This is a genomic window from Amycolatopsis sp. NPDC031561, from assembly GCF_055580625.1.
On the sequence record NZ_JBVILA010000020.1, the window covers coordinates 109,733 to 132,983 of the forward strand.

The 23,251-nt window shown below is 69.8% G+C and carries 22 protein-coding genes and 1 pseudogene; 7 read left to right on the forward strand and 16 right to left on the reverse strand.

Annotated elements, in window-relative coordinates; translation table 11 throughout:
• Positions 1-89: 89 nt before the first annotated feature.
• Together ACZ5IK_RS31865 and ACZ5IK_RS31870 are read right to left on the reverse strand one after the other, a co-directional pair.
• Complete coding sequence (locus ACZ5IK_RS31865; protein WP_465491087.1) at positions 90-1,415, reverse strand: MATE family efflux transporter; 1,326 nt, start codon at positions 1,413-1,415, stop codon at positions 90-92.
• A 63-nt stretch (positions 1,416-1,478) separates the two neighbouring features.
• Positions 1,479-2,492 (reverse strand): DHH family phosphoesterase, encoded by a 1,014-nt coding sequence (locus ACZ5IK_RS31870; protein WP_465491088.1) that lies wholly within the window; start codon positions 2,490-2,492, stop codon positions 1,479-1,481.
• A gap of 25 nt (positions 2,493-2,517) precedes the next feature.
• Between ACZ5IK_RS31870 and ACZ5IK_RS31875 the strand changes: the two genes are divergently transcribed.
• From ACZ5IK_RS31875 to ACZ5IK_RS31890, 4 genes are all read left to right on the forward strand, one after another.
• The gene (locus ACZ5IK_RS31875) at positions 2,518-3,561 is read left to right on the forward strand and encodes a TRM11 family SAM-dependent methyltransferase (RefSeq protein ID WP_465491089.1); all 1,044 of its coding nucleotides are present in this window, start codon (positions 2,518-2,520) and stop codon (positions 3,559-3,561) included.
• 183 nt (positions 3,562-3,744) lie between these two features.
• A complete protein-coding gene (locus ACZ5IK_RS31880; protein WP_465491090.1) occupies positions 3,745-4,683 on the forward strand; it encodes an amino acid ABC transporter permease in 939 nt (312 codons plus the stop codon).
• The gene (locus ACZ5IK_RS31885; protein ID WP_465491091.1) at positions 4,680-5,447 is read left to right on the forward strand and encodes an amino acid ABC transporter ATP-binding protein; all 768 of its coding nucleotides are present in this window, start codon (positions 4,680-4,682) and stop codon (positions 5,445-5,447) included. Before ACZ5IK_RS31880 ends, ACZ5IK_RS31885 begins: the two co-directional genes overlap by 4 nt.
• A gap of 20 nt (positions 5,448-5,467) precedes the next feature.
• A complete protein-coding gene (locus ACZ5IK_RS31890) occupies positions 5,468-6,415 on the forward strand; it encodes an ABC transporter substrate-binding protein (protein ID WP_465491092.1) in 948 nt (315 codons plus the stop codon).
• A 100-nt stretch (positions 6,416-6,515) separates the two neighbouring features.
• Here the strand turns inward: ACZ5IK_RS31890 and ACZ5IK_RS31895 are convergent, their stop codons facing one another.
• The 7 genes from ACZ5IK_RS31895 to rimP form a co-directional block, all read right to left on the reverse strand.
• Positions 6,516-7,382 (reverse strand): alpha/beta hydrolase, encoded by an 867-nt coding sequence (locus tag ACZ5IK_RS31895; RefSeq protein ID WP_465491093.1) that lies wholly within the window; start codon positions 7,380-7,382, stop codon positions 6,516-6,518.
• The gene (gene rbfA, locus ACZ5IK_RS31900) at positions 7,363-7,839 is read right to left on the reverse strand and encodes a 30S ribosome-binding factor RbfA (protein WP_101606283.1); all 477 of its coding nucleotides are present in this window, start codon (positions 7,837-7,839) and stop codon (positions 7,363-7,365) included. The genes ACZ5IK_RS31895 and rbfA overlap by 20 nt, the downstream gene beginning before the upstream one ends.
• Positions 7,840-7,868: 29 nt before the next feature.
• Positions 7,869-8,162, reverse strand: coding sequence for a DUF503 domain-containing protein (locus tag ACZ5IK_RS31905; RefSeq protein WP_465491094.1), 294 nt, complete (start codon positions 8,160-8,162; stop codon positions 7,869-7,871).
• A 71-nt stretch (positions 8,163-8,233) separates the two neighbouring features.
• Entirely contained in the window at positions 8,234-11,263 is a 3,030-nt protein-coding gene (gene infB, locus ACZ5IK_RS31910) for a translation initiation factor IF-2 (protein ID WP_465491095.1), read from the reverse strand.
• 144 nt (positions 11,264-11,407) lie between these two features.
• On the reverse strand, positions 11,408-11,623 hold the full coding sequence (locus tag ACZ5IK_RS31915) for a YlxR family protein (protein ID WP_465491096.1): 216 nt from the start codon (positions 11,621-11,623) through the stop codon (positions 11,408-11,410).
• Between the two features lie 110 nt (positions 11,624-11,733).
• Positions 11,734-12,774, reverse strand: coding sequence for a transcription termination factor NusA (gene nusA, locus ACZ5IK_RS31920; RefSeq protein ID WP_101606279.1), 1,041 nt, complete (start codon positions 12,772-12,774; stop codon positions 11,734-11,736).
• Positions 12,771-13,310, reverse strand: a complete 540-nt coding sequence (gene rimP, locus ACZ5IK_RS31925) for a ribosome maturation factor RimP (RefSeq protein ID WP_101606278.1) — start codon at positions 13,308-13,310, stop codon at positions 12,771-12,773. The genes nusA and rimP overlap by 4 nt, the downstream gene beginning before the upstream one ends.
• Positions 13,311-13,445: 135 nt before the next feature.
• On the opposite strand from rimP, the gene ACZ5IK_RS31930 reads away from it, so the two are divergent.
• Positions 13,446-14,384 (forward strand): ferritin-like domain-containing protein, encoded by a 939-nt coding sequence (locus ACZ5IK_RS31930; protein WP_465491097.1) that lies wholly within the window; start codon positions 13,446-13,448, stop codon positions 14,382-14,384.
• Between the two features lie 108 nt (positions 14,385-14,492).
• On the opposite strand, the gene ACZ5IK_RS31935 is transcribed toward ACZ5IK_RS31930, so the two are convergent.
• From ACZ5IK_RS31935 to ACZ5IK_RS31955, 5 genes are all read right to left on the reverse strand, one after another.
• Positions 14,493-15,113 carry a hypothetical protein gene (locus ACZ5IK_RS31935; protein ID WP_465491098.1) on the reverse strand — a complete coding sequence of 207 codons (621 nt, stop codon included), beginning with the start codon at positions 15,111-15,113 and terminating at the stop codon, positions 14,493-14,495.
• A gap of 88 nt (positions 15,114-15,201) precedes the next feature.
• On the reverse strand, positions 15,202-16,221 hold the full coding sequence (locus tag ACZ5IK_RS31940) for an aminotransferase class V-fold PLP-dependent enzyme (RefSeq protein WP_465491099.1): 1,020 nt from the start codon (positions 16,219-16,221) through the stop codon (positions 15,202-15,204).
• Between the two features lie 10 nt (positions 16,222-16,231).
• Positions 16,232-16,993, reverse strand: coding sequence for an isocitrate lyase/PEP mutase family protein (locus tag ACZ5IK_RS31945; RefSeq protein ID WP_465491100.1), 762 nt, complete (start codon positions 16,991-16,993; stop codon positions 16,232-16,234).
• A 124-nt stretch (positions 16,994-17,117) separates the two neighbouring features.
• A complete protein-coding gene (locus tag ACZ5IK_RS31950; RefSeq protein WP_465491101.1) occupies positions 17,118-18,623 on the reverse strand; it encodes a PH domain-containing protein in 1,506 nt (501 codons plus the stop codon).
• Positions 18,620-19,123 (reverse strand): PH domain-containing protein, encoded by a 504-nt coding sequence (locus tag ACZ5IK_RS31955; RefSeq protein ID WP_465491102.1) that lies wholly within the window; start codon positions 19,121-19,123, stop codon positions 18,620-18,622. The genes ACZ5IK_RS31950 and ACZ5IK_RS31955 overlap by 4 nt, the downstream gene beginning before the upstream one ends.
• A gap of 95 nt (positions 19,124-19,218) precedes the next feature.
• Between ACZ5IK_RS31955 and ACZ5IK_RS31960 the strand changes: the two genes are divergently transcribed.
• Positions 19,219-19,839, forward strand: coding sequence for a TetR/AcrR family transcriptional regulator (locus tag ACZ5IK_RS31960; RefSeq protein ID WP_465491103.1), 621 nt, complete (start codon positions 19,219-19,221; stop codon positions 19,837-19,839).
• On the opposite strand, the gene ACZ5IK_RS31965 is transcribed toward ACZ5IK_RS31960, so the two are convergent.
• Both ACZ5IK_RS31965 and ACZ5IK_RS31970 read right to left on the reverse strand, forming a co-directional pair.
• Positions 19,822-20,475: a GOLPH3/VPS74 family protein gene (locus tag ACZ5IK_RS31965; protein WP_465491104.1), complete on the reverse strand. Its 654-nt coding sequence runs from the start codon at positions 20,473-20,475 to the stop codon at positions 19,822-19,824. The two genes, ACZ5IK_RS31960 and ACZ5IK_RS31965, sit on opposite strands and share 18 nt — an antisense overlap.
• 2 nt (positions 20,476-20,477) lie before the next feature.
• Positions 20,478-21,932, reverse strand: a complete 1,455-nt coding sequence (locus ACZ5IK_RS31970; RefSeq protein ID WP_465491105.1) for an ArnT family glycosyltransferase — start codon at positions 21,930-21,932, stop codon at positions 20,478-20,480.
• 114 nt (positions 21,933-22,046) lie between these two features.
• Between ACZ5IK_RS31970 and ACZ5IK_RS31975 the strand changes: the two are divergent.
• Positions 22,047-23,249, forward strand: a pseudogene (locus tag ACZ5IK_RS31975) (sensor histidine kinase); the annotation flags it as partial.
• Positions 23,250-23,251: the final 2 nt, after the last annotated feature.

Here is a 23,251-nt window from a genome sequence, read left to right on the forward strand (position 1 = left end):
TCCAGCGCCCCCCACCCCCGTGTTTGTTCTTCGGGTGGGGGGAGTGACGCGGAAAAGAACAAAAACGAGAGAAAAAAACGCGGGCGGGGTCAGGCCGCGCGGACGGCGCCCTCCACGGCCCAGCGCCCCGAGCGCCACCGCACCAGCAGGGTCGCCAGCCGCAGCAGCATGAACAGCGAGAGCCCGGTCCAGATCCCGGCCAGTCCCCACCCGAACGCGAGGGACAGCCAGACGAGCGGCAGGAACCCCAGCGCCGCGCTCAGCAGCGTCGCGTTGCGCAGGAACGCCGCGTCACCCGCGCCGAGCAGGACGCCGTCGAGCGCGAACACCACCCCGGCGATCGGCTGCAACGCGACGAAGAACCACCACGCGTGCGGGATCTCGCCGAGCACGGTCGCGTCCGAAGTGAAGACCTGCGGCAGCACCCCGGCCAGCGACGCGAACACGACCCCGAGGAAACAGCCGAAAACCAGGCCGTAGCCGGTGATCTGGCTCGCCACGCCCCGCGCCCGTTTGCTCGCGCCGGCGCCGAGGGCGGCCCCGACGAGCGACTGCGCGGCGATCGCGAGCGAGTCCAGCACGAGCGCCAGGAACGTCCACAGCTGCAGCACGACCTGGTGCGCGCCGACGGCGCCGGTGGACGTCCGCGCCGCGACCGCGGCGGCGGAGACGAAGCACGCCTGGAAAGCGAGGCTGCGCAGCACCAGGTCCCGGCCGAGGCCCAGCTGGGCGCGCATCACCTTCGGTTCCGGGCGCAGCGGGACCCGCTCCCGCGCCAGGGCCACGATGAACAGCGACGCCGAGATCACCTGCGCGACGACGTTCGCGATCGCGGAACCTTCCAGTCCCCAGTCCGCGCCGTACACCAGCACCGGGCACAGCACGGCGGAGATCCCGTTGCCCGCCAGGACATAGCGCAGCGGCTTGGCGGAATCCTGCACGCCGCGCATCCAGCCGTTCCCGGCCATCGTGATCAGGATGAACGGCGTCCCGAACAGCGCGATCCGCAGCCAGGAGACGGCGGCGTCGGTGATCGCGGGGTCCCCGGAGAGGACCCTGGCGATGGGCGCGGCCAGCAACTGCCCGGCGACGATCACGACCAGCCCGACGATCACCGCCAGCCAGGTCGCCTGGACCCCTTCGCTGACCGCCTCGCCACGACGTCCGGCGCCGTGCAGCCGCGCCGTCCGCGACGTGGTCCCGTACGAGAGGAACGTCAGCTGGCTGGAGACCTGCGAAAGCACGACACCGCCGACGGCGAGGCCTGCCAGCGGCAACGCGCCGAGATGCCCGACGACGGCCGTGTCCACCAGGACGTACAGCGGCTCGGCGGCGAGGACGCCGAGCGCGGGCACGGCGAGCCCGAGTACGCGTTTCGGCGGGACTCGCTCGTCGGTTTCGGAAGCTTGAGACACCTCCGCAGCGTAAAGGGCCACGGACGGTGATCATGTCGCTCTTGGGCGGTCCCGGTCAGCGGGTCACAGCAGCGGTGCCCGCGAGAGCGCCGCCCTCAGCCTGTCGAGTACCTCGTCCGCGGTGCCCTCCGCGGTGCACCCGGCCGCCTGGCGATGGCCGCCGCCGCCCAGTTCCCCCGCCGCGGCGGAGACGTCGACACCACCCGCCGAGCGGAGCGAGACCGTCCACCGCTGCCGCGGCCCGGTCGGTTCGGCTTCCTTGAGCACCACGGCGACCCCGGCTTCCCGAGTGGACCGGACGACGTCGATGACCGCTTCGACCTCTTCCCCTCGCACCGTCCGCGCGGCGTCGAGGCTCACGACCGCGTACGCGAGCCCGAAGCCGCGTGCCTCGTCCGGTTCGAGCCGGGCCCCCGCGAGGACGTCCGAAAGCATCGGCAACCACGCGAACGGGTGATCGTCGACGATCTCGCGAACCACCTTGTCCGGGTCGACACCGGCCTCGAGCAGCTTCGCCGCCATCAGGTGCGTGGACGGGCGGGCACGGCGGAACCCGCTCGTGTCGGTGACGAGCCCCGCGTACAGGCAGCGCGCGATCGGCTCGTCGATCTCGGTGCCGAGTTCCGCCAGCAACGCGAAGACCAGGACGGCGGTGGCTTCGGCGCTGTCGTCGACGACGTGCTTCGTGCCGAAGAAGACGTTGGACGCGTGATGGTCGATCACCAGGACGTCGCCGCCGGCCGCGCGGACGGCGTCCACGCGCGGCGCGAGTTTCCCGAGCCTGCCCGGGGTGGGCGTGTCGAGCGCGACCAGCAGCCGCTCACTCTCCGGAAGCTCGCTCGCGGGGACGTAGAGCCCGCCGACGTCCAGGCTCCGCAGGGTTTCGGGCATCTCCTCGGGTTCGCCGACCGAGACCCGGACCTCGACGCCACCGCGCAGCTGGAGTGCCCGTCCGAGCGCCAGCGCGCTGCCCAGCGCGTCCGCGTCCGGGCGCACGTGGCCGAGCAGTGTCACGTCGTTCGCGCGCGCCAGCAGGGCGGCGGCGTCCTTGAGGTCCTGCGCCAAAGTGGTCGTCACGAACAGTCAAGCTACGCTCTCCCGGATGTCCGAGTACGCGATTCTGATCTACCCGTCCGCCAACCGGGTCTACACCGACTCCACTCCGGCCTTGCTGCGCGCGGAGCTGGCGGTGTTCGGGCTGTCCGTTTTGGAGACCGGCATCTCCGAGATCGGCGAGACGGAACTCGGCGGTGTCAGCTACCTCACCTTCACCACGCCCGCCCCGCTGAGCGAGCGCGATCTCGCGCTCCTCTCGAACCTTTCCGCGCTGTACGCGCTGTTCGAGCTCGGCGACGGCGTCCTGAAGCCGGTCACGATCAGCCCGCTCGCGAACTTCGACTCCGATCTGCTGACCATCCAGAAGTACCCGGGCAAGACGAACGAGCTGTTCACCAAACTCCTCGTCAACATCACCCTGCTGGCGACGGCGGACCCGGCCGCGATGCTGGAGAAGCCGCTGCACCTGCTGGATCCGCTGTGCGGCCGCGGCACCACGCTGAACCAGGCGATGATGTACGGCTTCGACGCGACCGGCCTCGACGTCGACGGCAAGGACTTCGACTCCTACGAGATGTTCGTCAAGACCTGGCTGAAGCAGAAGCGGATCAAGCACACCGCGGAGTCCGGTCAGGTGCGGCGCAACAAGGTCCGGCTCGGCAGGCGGCTCGACATCGGTTTCGGGATCACCAAAGAGCGGTACAAGGCGGGCGACGTCCGCAAGCTGAGCTACCTCAACTGCGACACGCTCACCACGGACGAACTGCTGCGGCCGAACTCCGTGGACCTCATCGTCACCGACGCGCCGTACGGCGTGCAGCACGGCAGCCACCGCACGCAGGACGCGTCGCTCGCGCGCAGCCCGCGGGACCTGCTCGCGGCCGCCGTCCCGGTGTGGACGCGGGTGCTGCGGCCCGGCGGCGCGCTCGGCATCTCCTGGAACACCAACGTCGCGCCGCGCGAGGAACTCGCCGCGATCCTGGACAAGGCGGGGCTGGAAGTCCGCGAGGACGGCCCGTTCGCGGAGTTCTCGCACCGGGTGGACCAGGCTATCGTGCGGGACCTGATCGTCGCGGCCAAACCGGCCTGACCCCCGAGCGTTTCCAGCATTTGGAACCGGAACCGGCTTCGTTGACCGGAACGGGCACACCTTCCTAAAGTCGGCTCGACGACAAGGAACACGGCGATCCATGCCGCGTCGACGGCATTTCCTTTTCGATCTTTCCGCTTTCGGTTGATTCATGCTGCCCTTTTCCCGCGAGACAGGTGTCTGATGACGAGTGACCTAGAAGCGCCACCCGCGGCGCCTGCCCGGCCAGAGGAAGGATTGCGGATCGTGCCCGCCAGGCGGCCATTGACCTGGCTGGCCGCCGCGGTGGTCGCGGTCCTGGTGGCCATGGCCGGACACGCTTTGGTGACCAACCAGGCCTGGGAATGGTCGGTCGTCGCCGATTACCTGTTCGCCGACGCCGTTCTCTCTTCGGTCGTCCTGACCGTGGAATTGACGGCATTCGGCGTAGTCGCGGGATTCGTTCTGGGCACGGTTCTCGCGCTCATGCGCATTTCCCGGAATCCGCTCCTCCGTTCGGTCAGCTGGACCTATACGTGGATCTTCCGGTCGGTCCCGCTCATTCTCCAGCTGCTTTTCTGGTACAACCTCGCCATTCTCTACAACCAGATCTCCTTCGGCGTCCCGTTCGGACCGTCGTTCGTCTCGTTCGACACGATGAGCCTGATCCCGCCGTTCCTCGCGGCCGGGCTCGGTCTCGGCCTGCACCAGGCCGCCTATTCCGGGGAGATCGTGCGCGCCGGATTCCTCGCGGTCGATCAGGGGCAACGGGAGGCGGCCGCGGCGCTGGGCATCCCGGCGAGCAGGCAGTTCCGCAGAATCGTGCTGCCACAGGCGATGCGCTCGATCGTGCCGAACGCGGCCAACGAGATCATCGGCATGGTCAAGAACACCTCGCAGGTGTACGTGATGGCCCTGCCGGAACTCTTCTACCAGGTGCAGGTGATCTACAGCCGCAGCGGCCGGGTGATCCCGCTCCTGCTGGTCGCCACCGCCTGGTACCTGCTCTTGACGACGCTCCTTTCGGTGGCGCAGTTCTACGTCGAACGCCACTACGCCAAGGGCGCCCTGCGCACCGTCCCGCCCACTCCCCTGCAGAAGGCCCGCGCGGGCCTCGCCAGACTGAAGGCGGCGACCCGATGAGCGACGACTTCAAGGTGGACGTCCGCGGCGTGCACAAGGCCTTCGGCCCGCTCACCGTGCTCGACGGGGTCGACCTCCAGGTCCGCTCCGGCGAGGTCACCGTGGTGCTGGGCCCGTCCGGCTCCGGGAAGTCCACGCTGCTGCGGCTCATCACCCATCTCGATCGCGCCGATCGCGGCTTCATCAGCGTCGGCGGGGAACTGATGGGGTACCGGCGCTCGGGTGACCGGCTGCACGAACTGCGCGAGCGCGAGATCCTCAAGCAGCGCACGCGGATCGGGTTCGTGTTCCAGAACTTCAACCTGTTCGGGCATCTCACGGCGCTGGAAAACATCGTCGAGGCACCGGTTTCCGCGCAACGCCGCTCCCGCGCGGAGGCGACCGCCCACGCGCGTGAACTGCTCGCGCTGGTCGGGCTCGTGGACAAGGCCGACGCCTATCCGCGGCAACTGTCCGGCGGGCAGCAGCAACGGGTCGCGATCGCCCGCGCGCTCGCGGTGCGGCCCGAAGTGCTCCTGTTCGACGAACCGACGTCCGCGCTCGACCCGGAACTGGTCGGCGAGGTACTCGACGTGATCAAGGAACTCGCCCGCGACGGCACCACCATGATCGTCGTCACCCACGAGATCGGCTTCGCCAGGGAAGTGGCCGACACCGTGGTGTTCATGGACGCCGGCCGCGTCGTCGAACAGGGCACGCCCGCACAGATCCTCGACACGCCGGAGCATCCCCGCACCAAAGCATTCCTCGAAAAGGTCCTTTGAGAAAACCCGGGAGTACCACCGTGAAGAAGCTCTTGTACCCGATCCTGCTCCTGTCCACGGTCGCGCTGGCCGCGTGCGGGACGACCGAAGCCGCGGCCCCCGCCGCCCCGCTGCCCGGGACCGAAGGGATCAACATCACCGCGCAGCAGAACCGGATCCGCGCGCAGAAGGTCGACGCCGTCGCGAATCTGGTGCCGAAAGCGGTGCGCGACAACGGGAAGCTGACCGTCGGGACCACCGGCAACGGCACTCCCCCGCTGTCGTTCCGCGCCGACGACGACAAGACGGTGATCGGCGTCGAGATCGACATCGCGCAACTGGTCGCGGACGTGCTGGGCCTGGAACTCGACCTCCAGGCGACGTCCTGGGAGAACCTCTTCCTCTCGGTGGAGACCGGCCAGTACGCGGCAGGCTTCTCCAACATCACGGTGACCGAGGAACGGAAGGACAAATACGACTTCGCCACCTACCGCAAGGACACCATCGCCTTCGAGGTCAAGAAGACCCGCGACGTCACCGTGAAGGAGCCCAAGGACATCGCCGGGCTCAAGGTGGGCGTGGGCTCCGGGACCAACCAGGAGCAGATCCTGGTGCGCTGGGACGAGCAGAACAAGGCCGCGGGCCTGAAGCCGGTGGAGTTCCAGTACTTCCAGAACACCACCGACTACTACCTGGCGCTGCAGTCCGGCCGGATCGACGCCTACGCGGGCCCCAACCCGACGGCCTCGTACCACGTCGCCGTGGACGGGCAGACCAAGATCGTCGGGACGGTGTCCGGCGGCGGCCAGATCCCGGCCGACATCGCCGCGATGACCAAGAAGGGCAACGGGCTCGCCGAGCCGCTGCGCCAGGCCATCCAGAGCTTGCTCACCAGCGGTCAGTACGCCGAGGTGCTCAAGCGCTGGAACCTGGGGAACGAGGCCGTGGAGGCGTCGCAGATCAACCCGCAGGGTCTTCCGCGCAAGTAGTCCTCTGGATGCGGCGCGTGCTAGGAAAGGCCCGTTACTTGCAAATTTTGCAAGTAACGGGCCTTTCCTAGCGTCGGTGAGGGGGAAGCGGCGCGTGCGATCAGGCCATCCGGTCCCCCACGAACTTCACCACCTCGGGCATGATCTCGCGCCAGTAGTCGTCGTTGTGCTCACCGGGGGACATCTTCGCGACGGCGGGATCGAGCGCTTTGATGAGCTTGCGGTCGGCCCGGGCGAAGGGATCCGAATTCCCGCACCACACCCCTGTCGACGCCGCCGAGAGGTCGTCGGTGTGCAGCAGCGGCTCATGCGATTCCCACTGCGCGCGATCGGCGAAAACCTTGCGGGACTTGGCATCGGGCCAGCTCACGAACAGGGCGGCGCTCGCGACGGCGACGGCTTTGAGGTCCTTGTGGTCGCGGGCGTAGCGCAGGGCGCCGAAACCGCCCATCGAGATCCCGAACATCGCCGTCGGCGGCCGCAGCTGGCGCTGGGCGAGCCAGCCGGGGAGTTCGGCGGACAGCATGCGTTGCGGGTCGTCGCCCTTGCCGACGTCCACCCAGTAGTCGTCGCCGTCGACGGCGGCCACCGCGAAGGCGGGCATGCCGGCCGAGACGGCCTTGTTCAGCGCGTCCTGCACACCGAGGTTCAGGAACGTCCGGGCGTCCGCCCCGCGCCCGTGCAGGGCGACGCAGACGGACAGCCCGACCCGGGACACGCCGTCAGGGGCGATGATGACCAGGTTGACGTCCCGGTTCCGGGCCGCCGACCGCATCTTCTGCACCGTGACCGCTTCGGTCAACGGGGTCGGCCTGGTCGGTGGGGCCACCGGTGGTGGCCCCATCAGGGGTGCTCTTCCGGCACCACAAGCGGAAAGCAGTGCCGTGCCCCCGAGAGCCGCGGCTCCGAGCAGCACGCCACGCCGGGTCACGGCGTGGCTCACCCGCTCAGCCCCGGGTCTCCTCATCGGCGAACTCATCGTCTTCGGCCTCTTCCCGCGGCGGCTTGTACGGGTCGGCTTCACCGGCGTGCTGTGCCCCTGTCGCCCGGCGGGCGACCTCGGCATCGGCTTCCCTGGCCTTCGCGAGGAGGTCCTCGATGCGCTTGGCGTCCTCAGGGATGCTGTCGGCCACGAAGGCCAGCGTCGGAGTGTAGCGGACTCCCGTGCCCTGTCCGACCTTCGTGCGGAGCACGCCACGGGCGGATTCGAGCGCCGCCGCGGCACCTGCGTGGTCGGGCGTGGACTCCAGGTTCTCGCCGAGCACCGTGTAGTAGACCGTGGCGTCGTGCAGGTCTGCCGTGATCTTCGTGTCGGTGATCGTCACGTGGTTGAGCCGCGGATCCTTGATGTCGTGCTCGATCGCGTGCGCGACGATCTGTGAGATCCGCTTGGCGAGCTTGCGGGCCCGAGCGGGGTCGGCCATGGGATTCTTCTCCTCGAAAGATCTTTCCGTCAGTCATCCGGGCCGAGCAGCCGGCGGTGGGCGGAGAGCAGTTCCAACTCCGGCCTTCCGGCCACGAAGCGCTCACACGAGTCGAGCACGTCCCGGACGTGCTCGCCACTCGCCGCGACCACGGCCACACCGATCAGCGCCCGCCGGTGCAGGTCTTGTTGCCCGGCTTCGGCGATGGAGACGTCGAAACGCCTGCGCACCTCGGCCAGCACCGGCTTGATCACGGATCGCTTCTGCTTGAGCGAGTGAACGTCGCCCAGCAGGATGTCGAGCTCAAGAGCTCCTACGAACATGGGGGTTCTGGGTTGGATAGAAGTGAAGCGGCGCTCCCCCGCCCAGATGCGAGGGAGCGCCGCCGTGTCACTTACGCACGCGGCTTTTCGCGCTGCTCGTACGTCTCGATGACGTCTCCGAGCTTCAAATCGCTGTAGCTGCCCAAGGTGAGACCACACTCGAAGCCCTCGCGGACCTCGGTGACATCGTCCTTTTCGCGCTTCAGCGAGTTGATCGGCAGGTTCTCGACGATGACGTTGCCGTCACGGAGGAGACGCGCCTTGGCGTTACGCCGGATCTCGCCCGAGATGACCATGCAACCCGCGATCGTACCGACCTTCGACGACTTGAAGATCCCGCGGATCTCGGCCTTGCCCAGCTCGACCTCTTCGAAGATCGGCTTGAGCATGCCCTTGAGCGCGGCTTCGATCTCGTCGATCGCCTGGTAGATGACCGTGTAGTACCGGACGTCGACGCCTTCGCGGGTGGCCCGCTCGGTCGCCTTGCCCTGTGCCCGCACGTTGAAGCCCAGGACGATCGCGTTGGACGCGGTCGCCAGGTCGATGTCGGACTCCGTGACGCCACCGACACCGCGGTGGACCACGTTGAGCTCGACCTCTTCTTCGCCGACATCCAGCTGCATCAGCGAGGCTTCGAGCGCTTCGACCGTACCGGAGTTGTCACCCTTGATGATCAGGTTAAGGGTGCTCGTCTCCTTCAAGGCCTCGTCGAGGTCTTCGAGGCTGACCCGCTTACGACGCGACGCGTTGAGCGCGTTGCGGGTACGGGCCGAGCGCCGCTCGGCGATCTGCCGGGCGACCCTGTCCTCGTCGACGACGAGGAACGTGTCACCGGCGCCGGGCACCGAGGTGAACCCGATGACCTGGACCGGACGCGACGGGGTCGCTTCGGTGACGTTGACGTTGTGCTCGTCGACCATCTTCCGCACGCGGCCGTACGCGTCACCGGCGACGACGGAGTCGCCGACGCGCAGCGTTCCGCGCTGGACCAGCACCGTGGCGACCGGACCGCGACCGCGGTCCAGGTGCGCCTCGATCGCGACACCCTGGGCCTCCATGTCCGGGTTGGCCCGGAGGTCGAGTGCGGCGTCCGCGGTCAGCAGGATCGCCTCGAGGAGACCATCGATGTTGATGTTCTCCCGCGCCGAGATCTCGACGAACATCGTGTCGCCGCCGTACTCCTCGGCCACGAGGTTGTACTCGGTGAGCTGCTGCCGGATCTTGTCCGGGTTCGCGCCCTCCTTGTCGATCTTGTTGATCGCGACCACGATCGGGGCCTTGGCGGCCTGCGCGTGGTTGATCGCCTCGACCGTCTGCGGCATGACGCCGTCGTCGGCCGCGACCACGATGACCGCGATGTCCGTGGCGTTCGCACCACGGGCACGCATGGCGGTGAACGCCTCGTGACCCGGGGTGTCGATGAACGTCACGAGACGCGGGACGCCCTCGAGCTCGGTCTCGATCTGGTAGGCGCCGATGTGCTGGGTGATGCCACCGGCTTCGCCCTCGCGCACCTTCGTCTTGCGGATCGTGTCGAGCAGTCGGGTCTTACCGTGGTCGACGTGACCCATGATGGTCACGACCGGCGGACGGACCTGCAGGTCTTCTTCTTCACCCGCGTCTTCGCCGTAGGTGATGTCGAAGGTCTCCAGCAGCTCGCGGTCTTCTTCCTCCGGGCTGACGACCTGGACGACGTAGTTCATCTCGCCGCCGAGCAGCTCGAGGATGTCGTCCGACACGGACTGCGTCGCCGTGACCATCTCACCGAGGTGGAAGAGCACCTGCACCAGCGAAGCCGGGTTGGCGTCGATCTTCTCGGCGAAGTCGGTCAGCGAAGCGCCACGCGGCAGGCGGATCGTTTCGCCGCTGCCCTTGGGCAGGCGAACGCCACCGACGCTGGGCGCCTGCATGTTGTCCATGTACTCCATGCGCTTCTGGCGCTTGGACTTCCGGCCCTTGCGAGCGGGACCACCGGGACGCCCGAAGGCACCCGCGGTACCACCGCGACCACCGGGGCCACCACGACCGCCGCCGCCACGGAAACCGCCGCCACCGGCCGGGGCACCGCCACCGCCACCGGGGCCACCGCCACCGGGACGGAAACCGCCGCCACCGCCGCCGCCGGGACGGAAACCGCCACCGCCACCGCCGCCGCCACCGGGACCGCCGCGGAAACCTCCGCCGCCGCCACCGGGACCGCCACGAGCGCCGCCGCCGGGGCCACCACGGGCTCCGCCGCCGGGACCGCCACGGGCGCCACCGGGACCACCGGCCGGACGGGCCGGACGGCCCGGCATCATGCCGGGGTTCGGGCGCGGGGGCATGTTGCCCGGGTTCGGCCGGTTACCACCGGGAGCGCCGCCGCCGGGACGCGGCGGGCGGGTGTCGCCACCCTGCTGGCCGCCACCGGGACGCGGCGGACGGTTGTCGCCGCCCTGCTGGTTCCCGCCGCCGGGACGCGGTCCCGACGGACGCTGGGCCGGGGAACCGGATCCCACACCGAACGGGTTGTTGCCGACACGCGGGGTGCGCGGGCCGGGCTTGGGGCCGACGGGCTTGGGGCCCTGCGGCTTCGGCGGCACGACCGAACCCTGCGACGGCGTCGAGGACGCCGGCGGGGTGGCCGGTGCTGCCGGGGTCTCCTGCTGGGGTTCGGCCGGAGCGGCCTTCGCCGCCGGAGCGACCTCTTCCTTCGGCGCCGGCGGCCGGGGGCCGGGGCGCGGACCCGGGCGGACACCCGGGGTGGAGGGACGGGACGGCTGCTGGGCCGGAGCCGGGGCCGACGACGCGGCCGGAGCGGACGCCGCGGGGGCGGCCGCCGGGGCCTCGGTCTTCGCCACGGGCGCGGGCTGAGCCTGCTTCGCGGCCGGAGCCGGGGCAGCGGGCTTCGCCGGCGGGCGCGGGCCGGGGGTCGGGACGGGCTTCTTGCTCTGGCCGTCCTTGGACGAATAAGCGTCACGAAGACGCCGGGCCACAGGGGCTTCGACGGTCGACGACGCGGACTTCACGAACTCGCCCTGATCCTTCAACTTGGCGAGAACTTCCTTGCTGGTGATGCCGAGCTCTTTCGCGAGCTCATGTACTCGGGCCTTGCCTGGCACAGCTCTCCTCATCTGGGGAGGCCGGCGGCAGACCCGCAGACCTCGTCCTATTGTCGCGCGTTCATTGATTCAGCTTCACGGCTGACTCATGACGGGTCGACCTGCTTCCTGATTCCAACTGGCACCGGGGATGTCCCGGCGCCTTCAGCTTTCGGCGAGCCGCTCCAGGCGTTCGTGGACACCTTGGGCGTCGAGCGACCCCGGAACACGAAGTGCTCGGGGAAACGCTCTGCGCCGCTCGGCCTTGGCAAGACAGTCCGGCACGGGGTGCAACCAAGCACCCCGGCCCGGCAACCGCCGACGTTCGTCGACGATCAGCCGTCCATCCGCCGCGACCACTCGCAGCAACTCGTCGATCAAGGCCCGCCGACGGCAACCCACACAGGTGCGAACCGGAGTTTCCCGGTCACGCTGGAGGTCGGTTCCCGGCCGCGGGCTCTGAACCACTCGTAAGTCTAGCGCTTCGACCTTCACTCAGCCGAACCGGTTGCCGCGGCGGGCCGCGCCTGCCCGGCGTGTGCTTCATCACCCTGCTCAGGGGCGGCGTCGCTGCGGATGTCGATTCGCCAACCGGTGAGACGAGCGGCGAGGCGGGCGTTCTGCCCTTCCTTGCCGATCGCGAGCGAAAGCTGGAAGTCCGGGACGACGACGCGAGCGGTCTTTGCCCGCTCGTCGACGACCCGAACAGAGACAACCTTCGCGGGCGACAGCGCATTCCCGACGAACCTCGCCGGGTCTTCGGAGAAGTCGATGATGTCGATCTTCTCACCCGCGAGTTCGCTCATCACGTTGCGCACCCGCGCGCCGACCGGGCCGATGCAGGCGCCCTTGGCGTTGACGCCGGGCACCGTCGAGCGGACGGCGATCTTGGTCCGGTGCCCCGGCTCGCGCGCGATGGCGGCGATCTCGACCGTGCCGTCGGCGATTTCGGGGACCTCGAGGGCGAACAGCTTGCGCACCAGGTTCGGGTGCGAACGCGACAGCGTGATCTGCGGGCCGCGGTTGCCGCGCGCGACGGTGACGACGAACGCCTTGATCCGGTTGCCGTGCTCGTAGGACTCGCCGGGGACCTGCTCGATCGAGGGCAGCACGCCTTCGATGTCGCCGACCTGGATGACGACCATGCCGCGGGCGTTGGCGCGCGCGTCGCGCTGCACCACACCGGCGACGATCTCGCCCTCCTTGGCGGAGAACTCGCCGAAGGTCTTCTCGTGCTCGGCGTCGCGCAGGCGCTGCAGGATGACCTGCCGCGCGGTGGTCGCGGCGATCCGCCCGAAGCCTTCGGGGGTGTCGTCCCACTCCTCGTCGGTCTGGCCGTCCGGGGTGAGGGTGTGCGCGAGGACGCGCACGAGCCCGCTCTTGTGATCGATGTCGATCCGGGCGTGCGGCTGGTGGCCCTCGGTGTGCTTGTACGCGGTGAGCAGCGCGGTCTCGATCGCTTCGATCACCGTCTCGAAGGGGATGTCCTTGTCCCGTTCGATCGCGCGCAGCGCGGCGATGTCGACGTTCACTTCGGCTCCTCCTTCGGCTCTGTGGTGGCGGCGTTCAGGGCCGACGCATCGGTTTCCAACAGTTTCAGGTCCTCGGCAGGTGGTTGCTTGAACTCGATCTCGATGACCGCCTTGGCCACCGAGGCATAACCGACGTCCCGGATCTCGCCGTCGACGAGCACGCGCGCGGCCTTCTCGCCGGCGTGCCCCACGCGGCCGATGAACGCGGCGCCTTCGACGGGCGTGACCTTGACGAGGCGGAACTTCGCGCGTCGCCAGTGCCTCTGCACGGTCAGCGGCCGGTCGAGGCCCGGCGAGGTGACTTCGAGCGTGTACGCGCTGGCGATCACGTGCTCGTTTTCGTCGAGCGCGGCGGAAACCGCGCGGCTGACGCTCGCCACTTCGTCCAGTCCGACGCCGTCGTCCCCGTCGACGACGACCTTGACCAGCTGGCGGCGGCCTGCTTGCTGGACCTCGAAGGAATCGAGGTCGAAACCCGCGGCCTTGACGGCTTCGGCCACGATGGGCTCCAGCCTGCTGGCGAGGTCGTTGGGCACGGTGGAGCGCTCCTGTTCGGCTGTGGGCGACCCGGCGGTGTGGATCCGGGTTCGGTAGTGGGCCAGCTTATCTGGTGACCCCCGCGTGACGCGCGAGCGGCGGCCCCGCACGGGGTACTGGCAGGATGGGGCGGCGTGACCGGAAGATCGACCGAGCCCACCTTGCCGAGCCGTCGCGCTTTCCTGCGAATGGGAGCGCTGGCCGCGTTGGCCGTGCCGTTGGCGGCCGCCTGCTCCCCCGGGTTCGACGAAAGCCCCGATCCGCTGGGTCCGCTGCTGCGCGCGGCGGAGACCGACGCGGCGGGCGCGAAGGCGTTGACCGGCGCCGAAGCCGAGTCCGTCGCCACAGCGCGGGCAGCGCACGCGGCGGCGCTCAAGCCCGAGGTGGACCGGCTCAACCGCCCCAAGCCGGAGCAGGCGGGCCCGGGAGAGACCCCGCCGTCGTCCGTGGACGGGCTCAAGGAACGGCTCGCCCAGGCACGCAAGCAGGCCGAGGGACTCGTGCCCTCGCTGCCCCGCTACCGCGCCGGGATGGTCGCGTCGATCGCGGCGGGCTGCGCGGCACTGCAGCAGAGCTCCGACAAACTCGGCCGCGGCGACGACGCGGGAGCCGTCGAGGTGCCGGCCGGTGTCCAGCTCGGCGGGGAGACCACGGAGGCCGTCCAGCAGGCGCTGGCCGCCGAACACGCGGCGATCTGGGTGTACGGGCTGGTCAGCGCCTACCTGCCCGCCGCCTTCAGCGGTGCGGTGGCGCGAGGCACGGCCGAGCACGTCAAACGGCGGAACGTCTGCGAACGGATGCTTTCCGCGGCGGGCCAGACGCCCACGGGACCGGAGGCCGCGTACGTGCCGCCGAAGCCGGTGACCGAGGCGAAATCGGCGATGGAACTGGTCGCGACGGCCGAGGCGGACGTGACGGCGGCTTGGCTCGGCGTGATCGACCGGACCGACGACGCGGCCCTGCGAACGACGGCGTTGAACGCGCTGGTCGGGTCGGCGCGGCGGGGGACGGCCTGGCGGGCGGAGTTCGGCGCCTCCCCGGTGGCGATCGCCATGCCGGGTCAGTCGGCCTGAGTCTTTCGGCCGATTTCGAGTGTCATGAAAGGGGCTTTCAGGACGAAATTTGTCCTGAAAGCCCCTTTCATGACACTTGGCAAGGGTCCGGGCGGGCCGGGTGAAAACTCAGCGGCGCAGGTCACCCGAAAGCCGCAGGGCGTCGGTCGCGATCCGCTCCAGCACCGGCTTGTCGGTCTGCTTGTCGTAGAACCCGGCCAGCACGATGGCCACCTCGGGCCCGGTGACGTGGGAGTCGTAAGCCGCGTCCTGCCCGGAGATCTTCGGGACGCCCTGGCCCTTGAACGTGCCGTCGCGCACCAGGTCGGACACGTTGCCCGTGCCGTCCTTGTCGGTGAGCGCCTTGAGCTGGGTCGCGGTGACCTCGCCGGGCATCGTGACCAGGACGACCGAGACCAGCGCCTTCTTCCCCGCGGTCTCGGTCGTGTACAGCGCCCGCGACAGCCGTGTGCACGGCGTCTGGGCGAAGAAGTCCTTGGTGTCGCCGTAGGCCTTGCTCGCGCAGTCGGAGGTGACCTGCGGGCCCTCGATCAGCGTGTACTGGAACTGGCCGCTCTTGGCGGGCGTGTCCGCGACCGGGGTCGTCTCCGGCTCGTGCCGGATCAGCCACCAGAGCAGGGCGGAGACGACCGCGATGGCGACCAGACCGGCACCTTTCAGCGCGAGGCCCTTGGTGTCCCTCGACGGCTTCGGGGCGGGCGGCGGCCCGCCCGGCCCTGCCGGTCGCACCGGCTGAAGCCGGGCCGTTTCCGTCGCTCCCGGGGTAAATTGCGCACCAACCACGGGAACATACGGTAGTTCACGCCGCCCCGGAGGTTCACCTGAACGTGCTTATCACCCGTTCGACGTCGTCAGCCGTGTTGTAGAGATGGAACCCGAATCGCTGCCTTCCGGCCCGGGTACCGGCCACGATGCCCGCTTCCGCCACCTTCCCGGCGTCCGCGTCGAGCGAGACGATCGCACTCCCCTGACCGGGTGATCCGAGCGCTTCGAGGAGTGAGTCGGCGAGACCCACGCAGTGCGCGCGGACGGCGCTGAGATCCAAGGAGCCGAGGTAGTCCAGCGAGGCGGCGGCGCCGACGAACGAGAGCCAGGCCGGGGACAGGTCGAGCGACCGGGTGCCCTCCGCGAGCCGTAGCGGGAGGCCGTAGACCGACTCCCAGCGCTCCTCCCCGGCGTACCAGTTCGCGGCCACCGGCATCGCCCGCTCCAGCGCTCGCGGATGGACGGCCATCCAGGCCGCCCCGCGCGGCGCGAGCAGCCACTTGTAACCGGCGCAAACCACCCAATCGGCCCAGCCGAGGGCGAGCGGCTGCCAGCCGGCGGCCTGGGTGACGTCCAGCAGGACCGCCGCGTCCGCCGCCTCGGCCGCGGCACGAAGCCTGCCCAGGTCGATCTGGGTGCCGTCCGCCGACTGGACGGCGCTGACCGCGACGAGGTCGTGCCCGCCGACGCGCTCGGTCAGCTCGGCCAGCGGGACTTCGGTCACCTTCACCCCGCGGTACGCCTGAGCCGCGAACGGGAAGGTGACGCTGGTGAAATCGTTCCCGGCGACCAGCACGCTGGCGCCGTCGGGCAGCCCGGCCGCCACGTTCGCGATCAGTTGCGAGACGGACGCCCCGATCGCGACCCGCTCCGCCGGGACCCCGATCAGCGCGCCGAATCCCGCCCGGGTCCGCGCAACGGGCTCGTCGAAGTCGGACGGCCGGGCCTCGCCGCGCCGCCACCGCTCGACGGCCTCCGCCACCGCGTCGGCCACGTGCGACGGCGGGATGCCGATGCTGGGCGTGTTCAGATAACCGGGCGGGACGGCGAATTCGGCTCCGAAGGTCTGCATGCTCCCGAGGCTAATGAGATTCCGGGAGCAAGGCCGCGACGTCGTCGTAGGACGGCGGGACCAGCGGGAGTTCGCCGCCGTCACGGATGGCCTCCACCGTGCGCAGCGTGGCGGCCAGCGCCATCCGGTACGGCAGCGAGCCGAGGCTGATCCGCGCGACGCCGAGCCCGGCCAGGCCGTCGACGGTGACCTTGCCGGGAAGGAACAGCAGGTTCACCGGCACGCCGACGGCCTTCACCAGCCGCTCGACGTCCTCGGCCCCGGAGAGCCCCGGCACGAACACCCCGTCGGCGCCGGCGTCCACATAGGACAAAGAGCGGGCGATCGCGGCCTCGATGTCGGGCTCTCCCAGCCAATGCGTGTCCGTGCGCGCGTTGACGAAGAGACCGGGAGCGCGCTCCTTCGCCGCCGCGATCTTGGCCGCGTGCCGCACGGGATCGCCGAGGGCGTCTTCGAGGTTGATACCCGCGACGCCGGCTTCGGCGAGTTCCGCCGCCAGCGCGCCGACCTCGCCCGGGTCGTCACTGAACCCGTCGGCGAGGTCGACGCTGATCAGCGCGTCCAGTCCGGCGAGCCGCCGGGCCAGCCGGACGGTGGCGTCCTTGGAGGACGGGGCGCCGTCCGGCTCTCCTTCGGCGGCCGAGACGCCGAGGCTGGTGGTGCCGAGCGCGGGAAAGCCTTGCGCGGCCAGGAAGGCGGCCGTGCCGAACTCCCAGACGTTCGGCAGGAGCAGCGGGGAACCGGGGACGTGCAGTGCGGCGAATGCGGTCATGTCACGACGGTAGCCACCGGACGTTTCGGCGGCGGCCGAAGTGTCCGGGCTGGAAGCGCGTGAAGGCCCCCTTCCCTCGGCTGAGCCGAGGGAAGGGGGCCTTCACGCGCAAAGCGACGTAGCCTCAGGTGCGTTCCAGGAACGGCGTCAGCAGCTCCGGAACCGACTCCTCGGCGAACAGCAGCCCCTGCTCCTCCCCCGCGTCGTACACCGAGTACGCCCCGGAACCGGCCGCCGTGGTCGCCACGACGGTCAGCAGTCCCTTGCGCCGCTGGAACACCGACTGCTTGACCGTCCAGCCGATCACGCCGTCGCGCTCCAGCGCGAACGTGCTCCGCCGCACCGTCCCGTGCCGCCCGACGAGGTACCGCCCGGTGATCCCGTGCCCGAGGTTGCGATAGGCGTCCAGCGCCAGCAGCACCGACACCGGCAGCAGCACCACCCCGAGCGCGGCGCCGATCACCAGGAGGACGTCGGTGAGCAGGAAGCCGAGGATCGCGAAGATCGCCAGCAGCACCACCACCGAACCGACCCACCAGCGCAGCAGCCGTCCCCGCGCGGCACGCGGATGCCCGGCGAGCCGGACGGCTTCGGTCGGCGAGACCGGCTCGCGCAGGACCTCCGCGGCGATCCGGTTGGCCGTCGCGATCGGCGCGGCGGGCAGGAGCGTGTGGTAGTCGGTTTTGTCCTGGTCGTCGCTCTGCCGCATGCCGGTGGCGATCGCGTCGACCCGGGCCGCGCCGGAGATCCGGTTCCCGAGCGGCTCGACGAGGTCGATGCCGCGCAGGCGGGCTTCCTCGATCGAGATCGAGCGCGTGGTGAACAGCCCGCGGCGCACTCGCAGCGTGCCGCCTGCTTCGCGATCGAGCCGGTAGTTCCACCACATCTCGATCCACAGGCCCAGCGCGCCGACCACGCCGACGACCATCGCGATCGCCAGCAGGATCAGGATCGCCACCACCAGCGGGATCCCGCTGAACAGGTCGATCACCCAATCGATCAGACCCTTCTGCAGCCCCACCCACTCGGAGACCTGCATGAGCCCGCCACCCGCGGCGAGCCCGAGCGCCGGGCTCAGGAACGACATCGGCGCGTAGCGGATCCAGCTCCGGTCCAGCTCGGCGAGCGGCGCGTCCTCGTCGGTCTCCGCGATTTCCGCACGGCGCAACAGCTCCGCGCGCAGCCGCTCGGCCTCGGCGCGCGAAACAGGGTTGAGCTTGATCCGGCCCTGCCCGCCCGACTCGTGCGATCCGGTGCCGATCGTCACCACCGCGACACCGAACAGCCGGTGCAGCGGGTTGGCCGTCAGATCGACATTGCGGATCCGTTCGCGTTGCAGGGACTTCCGCGAGCGGAAGACCAGCGTGAACGCGGTCTCCAGCCGGTCCGCCGTGACCCGGTACCGCACGGCCTTCCAGTTGAACAGGTCCAGCAGCACACCGCCGCCGACGAGCACCACGCCACCGGCCACGACCCACGCGAGGGTGACCCAGAAGCTCCCGCCGCCGCCCACGATCGCGACGGTGGCCGGGATCGCGGCGCCGACGGCCGCGCCGGCCATCGTCAGCGCGGTGACGGCGAGCGTCCGCTTGTCGAGCGTGCGCCAGCCCTCGAACTCGCCCGAGGTCATGTCGCGTCCCCCGGCGTCGCCTGCGTCGTTTCGGTGAGCTGCTCCGCCAGGCTCGCGGCCAGTTCGTGGTCGAGCCCGCGGATCTTGACCGCGCCCCGCGCCGACGCCGTGGTGACCGTGACGGTCGCGAGCTTGAACACCTGCTGAAGCGGCCCGCGCAGGGTGTCCACCGTCTGGATCCGCGACATCGGCGCGACCCGCCACTCCTGCCAGAAGAACCCGGAACGCGTGTACACCGCGGTTTCCGTGACCTCCCAGCGGTGCACCTTGAACCACCACAGCGGCATCGCGATCACCCAGACCAGGCCCAGCACCGCGAACACCGCCGCCGGCATCAGCAGCCAGAACCGCGCGGGCGGGATGAGCAGCCCGAGCAGTGCCAGGACCAGCACCGGCGAGGCCCAGAAAAGCGTCCCCTGCAGCCGCCACCAGCCCACGACCCGCTGATCCAGCACGTTGCGTGGCGGCCTCAGCCGCACCTTCCCCCGATCGGCTTCCACCGATATTCACCCCCGACGTTCGTTTACAATGCGATCGCATCGTAATAGCCTGGGACCGTAGTGGCAATGCGATCGCATTGCAAACGTCGGAACGGATGGTGAAGGTGCCGAAGCAGGTGGATCACACCGCGCGCCGCGTGGAGATCGCCGAGGCGCTCAGGCGGCTGACGGCCACGCGCGGCCTCGAAGGAGTCAGCCTCCGCCACGTCGCCGCCGAAGCGGGCATGTCGATGGGCCTGGTGCAGCACTACTTCAAGACCAAGGACGAGATGCTGCTCTTCGCCATCGAGCGCCGCTCGCAGATGTACGAGGAGCGCCTCAAAGCCCGGCTGGACGCGGGCGAAGTGCCTTCGACCCCCCAGGCCATCCTGCGCGCGATCATCGCCGAGATCCTGCCGCTCGACGAACGTCGCCGCGGCGACTGGCTGATGGGCGTCGCGTTCTTCATCCGGTCGATTTCCGACCCCTCCTTCGGGACCGCGCTCACCGAGGGTGTGCCCCAGCTGTTCGAACTGTTCGCCGTGCTGATCCGCCAGGGCCAGGACGCGGGCGAAGTCGACAAGTCGGCCGACGCGATGCACGAAGCGACGATCCTCTGGGCGCTCGCGGATTCGCAGGGCACCAGCATCGTAATGGAGCACCGGACGCCGGACGAGGCGATGTCCACTGTGGACTACTATCTCGACCGGCTGTTCGGCTCAGCTCCCGCCGGATGAGGACGCGGCCGAGGCCCGCACCGCCCGCAGTTCCCGGAACAGCTTCCGCAGCGCGGGAACCGCGTCCCCGCCCCGTTCCGAAAGTTCCTCGATCCGGTCCTTGTACTGGCGCCTGACCTTTCCGGGGACGACGTCACGGAGTTCAACGGCGGCCACCAGCGAGGTGAGCGCGGCGTCGCTCGCGTCCACATCGGACGCCGGGGACGGCCCGCGCAACGCCTGATCGACCAGGGCGCGCAGCCTGTCGACGACGGCGGGGTCCCGCACGATCGGGCGGCGCGACGGGAACAGGCCCAGTGTCCGGCCGGTCTTCAGTTCGATCACGCCCGCCGTGTCCAGCTGGGACTCCAGCGCCTCCAAGGTTCCGCGCGCGTCCTTGCGCACCCACCATTTCCACTTGCGAGGGCTTTCGCCCGCGATCTCGGTGAGCATCTCGTCGAGGACGAGATCGCCGGTCGGTCCGGCGCCGGACACCGCGACCCGGCCGTCCGCGTCGCCGGCACGGCCGCGCAGCACGAGGTCGGTCAGCGCGGCACCTCGGATCAGCAGCGCCGTCCGGTGCCTGTCCCGCAGTTTGTCCTTGCCGACGTTGCACGAGAGCAGATACGCCTTGGCGGGTAAGGAAAGTTCGGTCATCGTCAGTGCCTTTCCAGCTTGGGCCAGATCTCGCCCCAGGAACCCTGTCTGCCGTCGTACCGCCACAGCAGTCCTTCCACCACCGGTGTCACCGAGGCGAAGTACGGCTTGAGCAGTCCCGGATCGAATCCCGCGAACAACACGCTGTCCGCGGATTCCGGGGGCCGGTCGAAGTACCAGTAGCCGCGGTGGCCACTGTAGACGTGGTCGATGCCGTACCGCTGACCGTAGAACTCGGTCGCGGCGGCGAACGGGTAGATCTCGGCGTAGACGGCGGTGCGTGCCCGCTGCTCCGGCGGCAGGGCCGCGTAGGTCTCGCCGATCGCTTTGACCAGTTCTCGCTGTGGCAGTTCCCCTCCGGCGAACGAGCTGCCGAGGGTGACCGGGCCGAAACTCGTCCGGGTCATGGTCGCCGGGTAGATCGGCAGGCCGGCGAGGGTGATCGCCGCCGAAAGCACCATCACGGGCCAGGCCACGAGCCGCCACCGGGGGACGTGCTTCGCGAATCCCGTCGCCGCGGCGGCGTACGGCAGCGCGAAGACGCTCATCAGATAGTAGGAACGCCCGTGCAGCACCAGGAACGCGACGATGAGCGCGGCTATCGCTACCCCCAGGAAGCGATAGCCGCGGAGTTCACATGAGATGATCAGCCGGACGAGGCCGTAGACGAACGCGAGCACACCCGCCCCGACACCGGCCGTCAGGAAACCGTCGCGCAGGAAGGGCCACGTGCCGGGGAATTCCGCCGAGACGACGTCGTTCATGATCAGGTACGGCCAGCCGTTCGACGCCTGCCAGAGCAGCGTCGGGATCGTCGCGACGACGGCGATTCCCGCGCCCAGCCACAGTTTCGGCCGTCGCACGAGCTCCCTCGGCCCGAGCACCAGCGCGGCGAGCAGGGCGAGCGCCCAAAAGGCGGGGATGAGGAACTTCGTCTGCAGCGAGATCGCGGTGACCACCCCCGCCCAGACCAGCAGCCCGTCGCGGCGGGTGCGCACCCAGCGGACGACCAGCCAGACGATCACCGTCCACAGGAACGGATCGAAGACGTAGGTGCCGATCCAATGGCTGACGATGATCACCCCGGACGTCGCGTAGAGCCCGGCCGCGAGCACCTGCGCGCCGCGTCCGCCGCCCAGTTCCCTGGCGATCAGCGCGGTGACGACCACCCCGGCGGCCGCGGCCAGCGTCATCGGCAGGCGCAGCATCACCAGCGAACCGGGGAACAGCGAGTCCATCGCCCCGGCCAGCGCCGGGATCAACGGTGGCTGGTCGAAGTATCCCCATGCCAGATGTTCCCGTCCCGCCATCAGGAAGTACAGCTCGTCGAAGCCGTGCGCGTACCGGCCGCTCGTGGCCAGCAGCGCGGCTCCGGCCAGCGCGGCGACGACGAACACCGGCAGGCGGGCGAAGGCCTGCTCCTGTCCTGTTCGGACTGTCTGGGTCGCGATGCTCATGATCTCCACTTCACCGCGAAAGACCGCTGCGGGAAACCGGGTAAGGATGGTCACCGCATAGACGAAAGTTGCGGATCCCGGGCGAGGGGATACCCGGCTGGCTACCTTGAGCCGGTGGAGAAAAGCAGGACGTTCCGGCCCGGTCCGGTCGACACCGTGTGGCTCACGCTGGCGGCGCTCGCGTTCGTGGGCCTGGACATCACCCTGTACGTGTTCGGCGAACCGACGACCGGATGGGCGGGGCCCGCCGCGGGCGTCACCCTGCAGGTGTCCCTCGATCTCTCGCTGATCCTGCTGTTCCGGTTCCCGCGGCTGGTCGCGGGCCTGATCACGGCGGGAGCGCTGCTGATGCTCGCGTCCGACCTGTTCTCCCCCGGACTGCTGGTGCCGGAGCGGCAGCTGACGCTGATGACCGTCCCGACGATCACCCCGGTCGTGCTGAGCCAGTTGGCCCGGCTGATGGACCGGCGGACACTGCTCTGGCTGACCGCGGTCCTGGCGGTCTGCGCGTCGCGACCGTGGGACGCGCAGTGGAACACGACCCCGTTCGGCCTGCTGGGCACGGCGCTGCCCACGTCGATTTCGCTCTACTTCGAGGCCCGGCGCCAATTGCTGCGCTCGCTGCGCGATCGCGCCGAACGCGCCGAACGCGAGCAGCACCTGCTCGCCGAACGCGCCCGCGCCGAGGAACGGCGGAAACTGGCCGAGGAGATGCACGACGTCGTCACGCACCGGCTGAGCCTGATGGTGCTGCACGCCGGCGCGCTCGGCGTCGTCTCGGCGGACGAAGCGGTGCGGACCTCCGCCGAGGACATCCGGCGCGAAGGCGCGCTGGCGCTGGACGAACTGCGCGATCTGGTCGGGGTGCTGCGCAACGGCGCGAACGCGGAGCCGCGCACGCTCACCGACGGCACGGCGGGCGATCCGGCGACGCTGGTCGCGGAATCGGCGTCGGTGGGCATCCCGACCGAGCTGACCGTGCGCGGCGATCCCGGGCGGATCTCCCCGACCGTCGCCCGCACCGCGTATCGCGTGGTGCAGGAGGCACTGACGAACATCCGCAAGCACGCGCCGGGCTCGACCGCGACCGTCGAACTCCGCTATCACGCGGGTGGCCTGGACGTCGCCGTGGAGAACACGCGGGCGGGCGCCGCCCCGGATCCGGCGCTGGCGGACAGCGGTTCGGGCGCGGGGCTGGCCGGGCTGCGGCAGCGGGTCGAGCTGATCGGCGGCCGGTTCGAAGCCGGGCCGCGAGCGGGCGGCGGGTACCGCGTCGATGCGATACTTCCGGCCTATGTCCCGACTGCGGAAGGAGATGC